The following is a 1,736-nucleotide window of genomic DNA, read 5'->3' as shown; positions in this document are numbered from 1 at the left end:
ACCATTCTCGCTGCCTTCTGGCATAAGGAGAGGTACGACCGGATCGACATACGAGTCGGACTCTCGTCGATCTTGAACACCTACCGACTGGATCTGTCGTCCACCGCAGTCATCGTCACTCAGGACGACCTCCGGGCGTTCGGCCACGTAGTCCGGCGGTCCAGCGTTCTCTACGACTTCTATCTCAACCAGATGCGGCAAACTCTGGACCAGGCCCGTAACGTCCCCCTGCACTTCGCCAGAAACATCATCTTGGGGCAGAGGCCGGGCGTCGGATCGGTGCGAAATCTGTTCGCGGCATTGGGGCTGAGGCTCGACGACTTGTCCGACCAGAACGTTGAAAGCATCATGCGAAAGGCAGGCATCAATGTTCTTGTGCCGTCAGCCTGACACCACCTCCATCGCCACTATGATCAGCGAGGGGGTTGATCTCCAGAATGTGGGGCCGCGCATTGGCGAGATCCTCGACGCGATCCAGTCCGGAGTCTACGAGCGGCCGATGATCAGGCACCCCCTCGGCTTCTACTGCCTACGTGTCCATAAGGATAACCGCTCGGAGCGCTACGGTCTCTGCATCCATGTCTGGCGGGCCGGGGCGCGGATCACGCCGCCCACCGTGTCGAGAATCCACCTCCACACCTGGCGGCTTTTCAGTTATATCTTGTTCGGCCGGGTGCAAAACCAGCAGATCGAGGTGCTGTCGAACAGTGAGCGGCCGACCCACCAGGTCTTCAAGGTCAGGAGCACCAGCGCCACCGACACCATCGTACCTACCGGCGAGATGGTGACCTTCCAGGTCGCCGGCGCGCAGAATTTCTGCGTGGGAGAACGGTACCTGGTACCGCCACGCACCTACCACCAGACCGCCGTCATGGACCCCAACCTAACCGTGACGGCAATGGTCTCGGAGAACTGGAACTCGGGTTCCCAACTCGTCCTCGGACCACGGGATCTGGACACGCACACCGTCCACCGGGAGAGCTGTCCGACCTCGGAGACGAGGCAGGTGGCGAGGGACCTGCTCGCTCACCTCGCGCTGTCCTGACCCGAGTCCGCCGGCCATGACCGACACCGCCGCGTACAAAGCTCGCTCGGAGCCGCTATGACGCGGCTGGCCAGGATGCAAGGGCGACCCCTGCGGTACGCAGATACTCTCATCGGTGAGGCTCCCTCCGAGCGTGCCCGAGAACGATGACGTCCCCGGCGCGCACCTGAGGAGCTGCCTGCCGTCCGACCCGATATGGAAGTGAAGGCACCGCGTGCGGAACGTCAGTAGGTGGCTCGCCGGAGAATCGTCTCCGGCAACGTTCGCCGGGCGAACGTCGGTGCGCTATATTACCTTCGCCTTGATCAGCTTTACCGTGGACACTGCGGTCCTGGTATTTCTCCGAAGCGCCGCGCACGTCGAGGTGGGCGTCGCGGCTATTCTCGCAAATGCAGTCGGTTTCGGTGTCAACTTCGCACTAAATCGTGCCTTCGCCTTCGATGGCGCACGGGCCGGAACCATCGCTCCGCAACTATTCCAGTGGATCACTCTGTTCTGTATCAATCTTTTAATGACGGGTGGCATCGTTCAAGGTCTCAGCTTCCTTTGGGCCTACTACACGATCTCTAAGATCGTCGCAACCGTTGCGACACAAGTGGTAAACTACTTCATCTTCCGATTTTGGATCTTCAATCCGCGCCGAATGACCGTAGCGGAGTGAACCCCAGGGTGACCCAGGGCTGCGCGAAGA

2 protein-coding genes and 1 pseudogene are annotated in these 1,736 nt (G+C 60.7%); all 3 read left to right on the top strand.

Features of this window, described 5'->3' with window-relative positions:
• Positions 1–390, top strand: a pseudogene (locus tag MJ785_RS20605) (hypothetical protein); the annotation flags it as partial.
• 49 nt (positions 391–439) lie between these two features.
• Positions 440–1,045 (top strand): hypothetical protein, encoded by a 606-nt coding sequence (locus MJ785_RS20600; RefSeq protein ID WP_239382429.1) that lies wholly within the window; start codon positions 440–442, stop codon positions 1,043–1,045.
• A gap of 280 nt (positions 1,046–1,325) precedes the next feature.
• The gene (locus MJ785_RS20595) at positions 1,326–1,706 is read left to right on the top strand and encodes a GtrA family protein (protein ID WP_239382428.1); all 381 of its coding nucleotides are present in this window, start codon (positions 1,326–1,328) and stop codon (positions 1,704–1,706) included.
• Positions 1,707–1,736 lie beyond the last annotated feature (30 nt).

The sequence above is a fragment of the Protofrankia sp. CiT1 genome (assembly GCF_917627335.1).
In the GTDB taxonomy this organism is placed as follows: domain Bacteria; phylum Actinomycetota; class Actinomycetes; order Frankiales; family Frankiaceae; genus Protofrankia.
The sequence above is the reverse complement of the archived record's forward strand: the minus strand, read 5'-3'. Positions and strand labels throughout refer to the sequence as shown.